At 71.7% G+C, this 8,796-nt stretch carries 7 protein-coding genes; 5 read left to right on the forward strand and 2 right to left on the reverse strand.

Going from position 1 to position 8,796, the window contains the following annotated elements; genetic code table 11:
• Positions 1-1,456 (reverse strand): phytoene desaturase family protein (gene crtI / locus AB0M52_RS25835; RefSeq protein WP_363958632.1); only part of this gene is annotated, 1,456 nt, incomplete at its 3' end.
• 51 nt (positions 1,457-1,507) lie between these two features.
• Positions 1,508-2,662: a polyprenyl synthetase family protein gene (locus tag AB0M52_RS25840; protein WP_363958633.1), complete on the reverse strand. Its 1,155-nt coding sequence runs from the start codon at positions 2,660-2,662 to the stop codon at positions 1,508-1,510.
• 64 nt (positions 2,663-2,726) lie between these two features.
• On the opposite strand from AB0M52_RS25840, the gene AB0M52_RS25845 reads away from it, so the two are divergent.
• The 5 genes from AB0M52_RS25845 to AB0M52_RS25865 all read left to right on the forward strand — a co-directional run.
• Complete coding sequence (locus tag AB0M52_RS25845) at positions 2,727-3,638, forward strand: phytoene/squalene synthase family protein (protein WP_363958636.1); 912 nt, start codon at positions 2,727-2,729, stop codon at positions 3,636-3,638.
• Positions 3,635-4,957 carry a deoxyribodipyrimidine photo-lyase gene (locus tag AB0M52_RS25850; protein ID WP_363958639.1) on the forward strand — a complete coding sequence of 441 codons (1,323 nt, stop codon included), beginning with the start codon at positions 3,635-3,637 and terminating at the stop codon, positions 4,955-4,957. Before AB0M52_RS25845 ends, AB0M52_RS25850 begins: the two co-directional genes overlap by 4 nt.
• Positions 4,958-5,013: 56 nt before the next feature.
• On the forward strand, positions 5,014-6,492 hold the full coding sequence (locus tag AB0M52_RS25855) for an FAD-dependent oxidoreductase (protein ID WP_363958642.1): 1,479 nt from the start codon (positions 5,014-5,016) through the stop codon (positions 6,490-6,492).
• 72 nt (positions 6,493-6,564) lie between these two features.
• Entirely contained in the window at positions 6,565-7,566 is a 1,002-nt protein-coding gene (locus tag AB0M52_RS25860; RefSeq protein WP_111213459.1) for a LacI family DNA-binding transcriptional regulator, read from the forward strand.
• Positions 7,567-7,928: 362 nt separating this feature from the next.
• On the forward strand, positions 7,929-8,796 hold an 868-nt coding region (locus AB0M52_RS25865; protein ID WP_363958646.1), incomplete at its 3' end, for an extracellular solute-binding protein.

The raw sequence follows: 8,796 nt of genomic DNA on the forward strand, positions 1-8,796 counted from the left end.
CGGCGGCGAGCTTGCCGGAGATGAGCACCATCGGGACGCCGACGCCGGGCTGGGTGCCCGAGCCGACGAAGACCACGTTGGCCAGTGACCGGTGCAGGTTCGACGGCCGGAACGGGCCCGTCTGGAACAGGGTGTGCGCGGAGGCGAAGGGTGTGCCGGCCGCCATGCCCTGCTCCGCCCACTCGGCGGGGGTGACCGCCCGGAGCACCTCGACCCCCGCGCCGAAGCCGGCGTAGCCACGGCCCTCGAGGGTGGAAACCAGGCGGTCGGTGTAGCGGGCGGTCAGGTCGCCGCGCCAGTCGAACGGTGCCCGGTCGAGGTTGGGCACCGGAGCGAGCACGTAGTAGGTGTGCCGGCCGGCGGGTGCCACCGCCGGGTCTGTCCGGCTCGGGTTGGTGACCAGCAGGGACGGGTCGCTCATCAGCTCGCCACGCCGGATGACCTCGTCGAAGGTGCCCTTCCACGACCGTCCGAAGTGAATGTTGTGGTGAGCGATCCGGCCATACCCCTGGCTTGAGCCGACGTGCAGGACGACGCACGACGGCGAGTAGGTCAGCCGGCGCTGACGGGTCGGCGGAAGCAGGTCGCGGTAGGCCACCGGCAGGTCGGGGTTGAGCACCACCGCGTCGGCCGGGACGAACTCGCCGTCTGCGGTCAGCACCCCGGTGGCCCGACCGTTTGCGGTCTCCACCCGGGTCACCGTGGTGCCGTACCGGATCCGTACGCCGTGCTTCTCGGCGGCACCGGCCAGGCCCCGGGAGACCGCGTGGATGCCGCCGCGCGGGAAGTAGACCCCCTGCACCGAGTCGAGGTACGCGATGACCGCGTAGATGGCCAGCGCGTCGTGTGGCGCGAGACCGGCGTACATCGCCTGGAAGGAGAAGATCCGTCGGGTGCGCGGGTCCCGGAAGAACTGGTCGATCTTGGTTTGGAGCCGCCGGAACGCCCCGGTGGCCACCAGCCGGAGCAGGTTGGCGGTGAGTAGGTCGGTGGGCGCGTCGAGGTTGCGCTCGATGAAGTCGGCCCGCTCCAGCCGCCAAAGGTTGCGCGCGAAGTCGACGAACCGCAGGTAGCCGTCGGCCTCCCGGGGCCCGCAGACCCGGGAGATCTCCGCCGCCATCCGGGCGGTGTCGGTGATCACGTCGAGCGTGGACCCGTCCGGATAGTGGGCGCGGTAGGCCGGGGCGAGCGGGATCAGGTCGAGCCAGTCGGACAGCTCCTCACCGACCGCGGCGAGCGCCTCGGCGATGAGGTCGGGCATGGTGAGCACGGTCGGGCCGGTGTCGAACTCGTATCCGTCGACGCTGAGCCGGCCGGCCCGCCCCCCCGGCACCGGCTCGCGTTCCAGCACGGTCACCTGCCGCCCGCTGCCGGCCAGGTGCAGCGCGCAGGCCAGGCCGCCGAGGCCGGCCCCGACGACCACCACCCGATCGGTATGCCCGTCAACGGTCCGCACCGGCAACCACCTCTCGCCCCGAGGTTTCCCGGCCGTCAAGCGGTGCGCCCATCAGGCCCGCCGGTGGGTGGCCGTGGTGGCGAGACCGACCAGCGCGGTGCGCGCGGTCTCGTCGACGGCTACGGCGGCCAGCGCGGCCAGCGCGTCCTCGACCCGCTCGTCGATCATCCGCTCGATCCGGTCGACCGCGCCGGTGTCGACCACCACCTCGGCCAGCCGGGCGATCTCCGGGGCGTCGGCGCGGGTGTCGGCGCCGTCGAGCGCCCGGCGCTGGGCCGGGGTGGCCAGCTCTCGGGCCAGCATGAGTAGCGCGGTCGGCTTGCCGGTGCGCAGGTCGTCGCCGGCCGGCTTGCCGGTGGTGGTCGGGTCGCCGTAGACGCCGAGCAGGTCGTCGCGGAGCTGGAACGCCTCGCCGACGGAGAGGCCGTAGTGGGTGTACGCGGCGATCAGCGGGGCGTCGTGGTCGACGCCGGCCAGGCTGGCGCCGAACAGCAGTGGCCGCTGGACGGTGTAGCTGGCGGTCTTGTAGCGGGCCACCCGCAGCGCCCGGTCGACCGACCAGTTCGCCGGGTCGGCCTCGCCGAGGATGTCGAGGTACTGCCCGGCGACCGTCTCCACCCGCATCTGGTCGTAGCCGCGCCGCACCTCCAGCAGCCGGCTCGGGGACAGCGCGGTGCGGGCCAGCAACTGGTCGGCCCAGACCATGCAGAGGTCGCCGATCAGCACCGCGACCGCCTCGCCGAAGCGGCCGGAGTCGCCGCTGCGTCCGGCGGCGGCGTGTTGTGCGGCCACCGCCACGTGCGCGGTCGGCCGGCCCCGGCGGGTGGCGGAGGAGTCCATCACGTCGTCGTGGACGAGCGCGAACGTGTGCAGCAGCTCCAACGTGGCCAGTGCGGGCAGCACCGGGGTGAAGGGTTCGTCCCCGCCGACCGCCCCGCGCCATCCCCAGTAGGCGAACGTTGGGCGGACCCGTTTTCCGCCGGCAAGGACACAGTCGCGCGCGGTGGCGGCGAAGGAGCCCATCGCCGCGTCGATTTCGGTCAGTGTGTCGACCTCGGCGGCTAGGAACTCGGACAGGGTCTTGTCGACGGACATGACGAAGTCGCGGGTGTATTCGGCCAGCACGGCCCGGATCGGCTCGTCTGCACCGACCGGCTGCTCAGGCACCACGCGAAGGAGGTTACCTGCTAGCGGGTCGTTGGCCATGTCGCCGAGCGTACCCTAAGGTTTCAAGTTGCGTCGATTGGTGCGTCGATATCGAGGAGGGTTGGTGGACCTGGACCTCACCGCTGCCTACGACCGGTGCCGTGAGCTGCACAGACGTCATGGCCGCACCTACTATCTCGCCACTCGTCTGCTGCCCGCATGGAAACGGCGGCATGTCCACGCCCTCTACGGATTCACCCGGTACGCAGACGAGATCGTCGACCGGACGGAGGCGCTGCCGCCGGCCGCGCGCGCGGCCCGGCTCGACGACTGGGGCGGGCGGTTCGTCGCCGGGCTGCACGGCGAGCGGGTCGACGACCCGCTGCTGCCGGCGGTGCTGCACACCATCGCCGTCTTCGATCTGGACCGGGAGGACTTCGCCGCGTTCCTCAAGAGCATGGCGATGGACCTGACCGTGGCGTCGTACCGAAGCTACGGTCACCTGCTGGACTACATGGAGGGTTCGGCCGCGGTCATCGGCACCATGATGCTGCCCATCCTCGGCAGCTCCGACCTGGCGGCGGCCCGCGAGCCGGCCCGCCAACTCGGCTTCGCGTTCCAGCTCACCAACTTCATCCGGGACGTGGCCGAGGACCTGGACCGGGGCCGGACGTACCTGCCGGACGAGGACCTGGCCGCCTTCGGGGTGACCCGGGACGACCTGGCAGGCTGCCGGGCCGCCGGCCGGGCCACCGAACCGGTACGCGAGCTGATCCGGTACGAGGTGACCCGCGCCCGGGCGCACTACGCCGCCGCCGCACCCGGGGTGGTCCTGCTCGACCCCGCCTCGCAGTCCTGCATCCGCACCGCGTACGCGCTCTACGGTGGGATCCTCGACGTGGTGGCCGCCCAGGACTACGACGTGTTCGCCCGGCGGGCCACCGTGCCGCAGCGGCGACGGATCGCGGTGGCCGGCCGCGCCCTGCTCACCCCGACCGGTACGCCGGTCACCGTGCCCGGGCCGACCGTGCGATGACCGGGCGTACCGCGGTCGTGCTGTTCACCCGCGACCTGCGGGTGCACGACCACCCCGCGCTGGCCACCAGCTGCGCGGCCTTCGACCGGGTGGTGCCGCTGTACGTGCTGGACCCGGCGCTGGCCGGGCTGTCGCCCAACCGCACCCGGTTCCTGCACCAGTGCCTCGCCGCGCTCCGGGCCGAGCTGCGCGGGCTCGGCGGCGACCTGGTGCTCCGGCATGGCGATCCGGTGGCCGAGACCATCCGGCTGGCCGGCGAGGTGGGCGCCGAGGGCGTCGCGCTCAGCGCCGACGTCTCCCGGTACGCCGAGCGCCGAGCCCGGCGGTTGCGCGCCGAGTGCGAGCGGCATCGGCTGCACCTGCGGTTCTTTCCCGGGCTGACGGTGGTCGAGCCGGGGGAGGTGACGCCGGGCGGTGGCGACCACTACCGGGTGTTCGGCCCGTACCACCGGGCCTGGAGCGGGCAGCGGTGGCGGGACGAGCTGGCCGCGCCATCGCGGGTGGTGCTGCCGGACCGGGTGCCGGTCGGGCGCCTGCCGGCGCTGCCGGCCGGTGACTCCCCGGACGCCGTCGTCGGTGGGGAGGTGGCGGCACGGCGCCGGCTGGACCGCTGGCTGCCCACCCTGCGGCACTACGACGACCTGCACGACGATCTGGCCGGCGACGGCACCTCACGGCTCAGCCCGTACCTGCGCTTCGGCTGCCTGTCGCCGTTGACGGTGGCGAACCGGGCCGGCGACCGGGGCTCGCCGTTCGTCCGGCAGGTCTGCTGGCGGGACTTCTACCACCAGGTCACTGCCGCTTTCCCGGACGTCTCCAGCAAGGCGTACCGGCGCGGCGCGGCGGATCACTGGCGGTACGACGCCGACGCGCTGAGCGGTTGGGCGGAGGGACGCACGGGCGTGCCGATCGTGGACGCCGGCATGCGGCAACTGCGGGCGCAGGGCTGGCTGCACAATCGGGCTCGCCTGATCACCGCCGGCTACCTGACGAAGACGCTCGGGCTGGACTGGCGCGACGGGCTGGCGGTCTACTTCCGGTGGCTGCTCGACGGCGACGTGGCCAACAACTCCGGCAACTGGCAGTGGGTCGCCGGCACCGGCAACGACACCAAGCCGTACCGGGGGTTCAACCCGATCCGGCAGGCCGAACGGTACGACCCCGACGGCGGGTACGTCCGACGGTGGGTGCCCGAGCTGGCCGCGGTGGCCGGGAAGGCGGTGCACCAGCCGTGGCGGCTGCCGGATGCCGTCCGTCGCACCCTCGACTATCCGCCACCGGCGGCGATGCCCGGAGCGGTCCCGGTCTGGCTGCGTTGAGGTCTTTCCGCGTGGCCGGGTGGCCGGCGACCGGGTGGTGCGGAATGCTGGCGGGCATGGCGGAGCCGGAACTGGTGGACGTGGTCGTGCTCGGGCTCGGGGTCGGCGGTGAGGAGGTCGCCGGGCGGCTCGCCGAGGCCGGGCTCACCGTGGTCGGCGTCGAGCGGAATCTGGTCGGCGGGGAGTGTCCGTACTGGGGATGCATCCCGAGCAAGATGATGATCCGGGCGGCGAACGCGATCGCCGAGGCGCGCCGGGTCGACGGGCTGGCCGGCACGGTCCAGGTCCGCCCCGACTGGGCGCCGGTGGCGAAGCGGATCCGCGACGAGGCCACCGATCACTGGGACGACCGGGTGGCGGTGCAGCGGTTCACCGGCAAGGGCGGGCGCTTCGTCCGGGGCAGCGGCCGACTCGACGGGCCGGGTCGGGTCCGCGTCGGCGACCAGGTCTTCCAGGCCCGGCACGGCATCGTGCTGGGCACCGGCACCAGGCCGTCGGTGCCACCGATCGACGGGCTGGTCGACACGCCGTACTGGACGAACCGCGAGGCCATCGAGGTCGAGGAGTTGCCCGAGTCGCTGCTGGTGCTGGGCGGCGGGGCGATCGGGTTGGAGCTGGCGCAGGTGTTCGCCCGCTTCGGCGTACGGGTCACCGTGGTCGAGGCGACGGACCGGGTGCTCGCCGTCGAGGAACCGGAGGCGTCCGAGGTGGCCGCCGCCGCGTTGCGGGCGGACGGAGTGGAGATCCACACCGGGGTCAAGGCCGCCCGGGTCGAGCACGGCGCGGGTCGGTTCACCCTGCGCGGCACCGGCGGCGAGGAGTTCACCGCCGACCAACTGCTGGTGGTGACCGGCCGCCGGGCCCACCTCGACGAGTTGGGGCTGGACACGGTCGGCGTCGACGCGAGCCGGCGGTACCTGCCGGTCGACGACCGGCTGCACGTCACCGACGACATCTGGGCGGTCGGCGACGTGACCGGCGAGGGCGCCTTTACGCACATCGCCATGTACCAGGCGTCCATCGTCGTGGCCGACGTGCTCGACCATATGCGCCGGGCCGACGGTGGGGCGGATGCCAGCGGCACCGCCAGCGTGGTCGGCGGTGCGGTCGGCGCGGCCAGTTCGCTGGCCGCCACCGGGTCGAGCGGCGCGGCCGGGTCGGTGCCCCGCGCCGATTACCGGGCGCTGCCGCGGGTCACCTTCACCGATCCGGAGATCGGCGCGGTCGGCCTCACCGAGCAGCAGGCCCGCGAGCGCGGCATCAACGTGCAGGTCGGCTTCACGCAGCTGTCCTCGTCCACCCGGGGGTGGATCCACAAGACGGACCACGGCGGCTTCATCAAGCTCGTCGCCGACGCCGACCAGGGGGTGCTGATCGGGGCCACCTCGGTCGGCCCGGCCGGTGGCGAGGTGCTGTCTGGGCTGGTGGTGGCCGTGCACGGTGCCGTACCGCTGGCCCAGCTCCGGCACATGATCTACGCGTACCCGACCTTCCATCGGGCCGTCGCCGAGGCGCTGCGCGATCTCGGGTCGTGATCTGACGCAGGACGTCAACCAGCAGCAGATGGCTGTTCAGTTTTTGCAGGCCATGGACGTACGATTGCGGCCGTGACGAAACGGTTGACGGAGGTGGCCCGCAAGGCGGGCGTCAGCGAGGCCACCGTGAGCCGGGTGCTGAACGGCCGCGGGGGCGTGGCCGAGGCGACCCGGACCGCGGTGCTCACCGCCCTGGACGTGCTCGGCTACGAGCGGCCGAGCAAGCTGCGCGGAGAACGTGCCCGGCTGGTGGGACTGGTCCTCCCCGAGTTGCAGAACCCGATCTTCCCGGCGCTCGCCGAGGTGGTAACCGGCTCGCTGGCCCAGCGCGGGTTCACCCCGGCGCTGTGTGCCCGGACCATCGGCGGCGTCTCCGAGTCGGCGTACGTCGAGATGCTGCTGGACCACCAGGTCTCCGGGGTCATCTTCGCCGGCGGGTCGTACGCGCTGGCCGACGCCTCGCACGAGCACTACCGGCGGCTGACCGACCGGGGCCTGCCGGTGGTGCTGGTCAACGCGGGCGTGGACGAGCTCGGCTTCCCCCGGGTCTCCACCGACGACGCGGTGGCGGTGGAGCAGGCGTACGGCCACCTGCGCTCGCTGGGGCACGAGCGGATCGGCCTGGTGCTCGGCCCGGAGGACCACGTGCCGTCGCAGCGCAAGCTGGCCGCGCTGCGCCGGGTCGCGGGCTGGGCCGAGGACACCGAGTGGGTCGAGCGCTCCAGCTTCTCGATGGAGGGGGCCAGGGTCGCGGCGACCAAGCTGGTCGACCGGGGGATCACCGGGATCATCTGCGCCAGTGACGTGCTGGCGCTGGGTGCCATCCGCGCGGTCCGCCGGCTCGGCCGTTCGGTGCCCGACGACGTGTCGGTGGTCGGTTTCGACGACTCCGCGTTCATGACCTGCACCGACCCGCCGCTGACCACGGTACGGCAGCCGATCGAGACCATGGGGCAGGCAGCGGTGGACCTGCTGGTCACCCAGATCGAGGGGGGCGGAGTGCTCACCGACGAGCTGCTTTTCGAGCCCGAACTGGTGGTGCGTGGCTCCACCGCACCCGCCCCAGGCCGCTGACCGGGCCATCCGGGCAGGATCTTTCCCCAAACTGCTTAACGAGGCTCCGGCCGTCGACCGCTGCTCGCGGTCGGCGGCCGTTTCGTTGCCCCAAAAGGGTCGAACCTGCGCGAATCGGCTCGCCTTCATCGGTCTGCCAGCATTTCTCGCGCCTGTGTCGCTTCTTTTCATCATCAAGTCGATACCTTGCCGAAATGAGTCGTCCTCGTTACAGTGACTCCACTCACACCTGGCCTCCGGCTAGTTACCGGGAGTCAGGGCGCATGGCGGATGCAGACCAGTAACAGGGCATCGCGGCGGTGGCGATCACCGCAGATCAGCGAACTTCATGGCGACTCTCGTGTTCCCGAAGGGGTGGACAGATGTCCGTACCGCAGTACCGGAAGGCTGCGGCGTTGGCGCTCGTGGCCGGCCTGGGGCTCAGCCTTACGGCGTGCTCCACGAAGAGCGACGACGCGAGTAACGATGCGAGCGGCAAGGTCACCATCACCGTCGACTGTCAGCCGGTCGGCGCCCAGAAAGAGCTGCTGCAGAACTGGAACGACGATGTCGCCGAGTTCGAGCGGCAGAACACCGACATCGCCATCAAGAGCGTCAGCGTCGGCGAGCAGTGCAACAACCCGCCGGACTTCACCGCCCGCCTCGCCGGCGGCACGGTGACTGACGTGTTCTACGGGTACATGACCGATCTCCAGCAGGTGCTCGACTCCGGTCAGGCGATGGACATCTCCGAGTTCGCCAACGCGGAGACGGTCCCGACCTGGGACAGCGTCGACCCGGCGCTCAAGGAGGTCTTCACCGACGGCGGCAAGCTCTACGCCGTCCCGGTGAAGAATTACTCGATGGGCCTGGTCTACAACAAGGTGCTGTTCCAGCAGGCCGGGCTCGACGTGAACAACCCGCCCAAGACGTGGGCCGAGGTCCGGGACGCCGCCAAGAAGATCTCGGCGCTCGGCAACGGCATCGCCGGCTACGCGGAGTACAGCGCCGGCAACACCGGAGGCTGGCACTTCACCTCCCTGCTCTACTCGCAGGGTGGCCAGATGCTGACCGCGGACGGCAAGAAGGCCGACTTCAACAACGCTATGGGCAAGCAGGTCCTGCAAAACCTCAAGGACATGCGGTACGGCGACAACAGCATGGGCGACCGTCAGTTGCTGCAGTGGGGTGACCTGCTGACCAACGCGGTGCTCGCCACCAGCACGGCCACCGTACGCGAGGCGCTGCAAC

Origin of the sequence: Micromonospora sp. NPDC051296, from assembly GCF_040682255.1 — a bacterium.
Lineage (GTDB): Bacteria > Actinomycetota > Actinomycetes > Mycobacteriales > Micromonosporaceae > Micromonospora > Micromonospora craterilacus.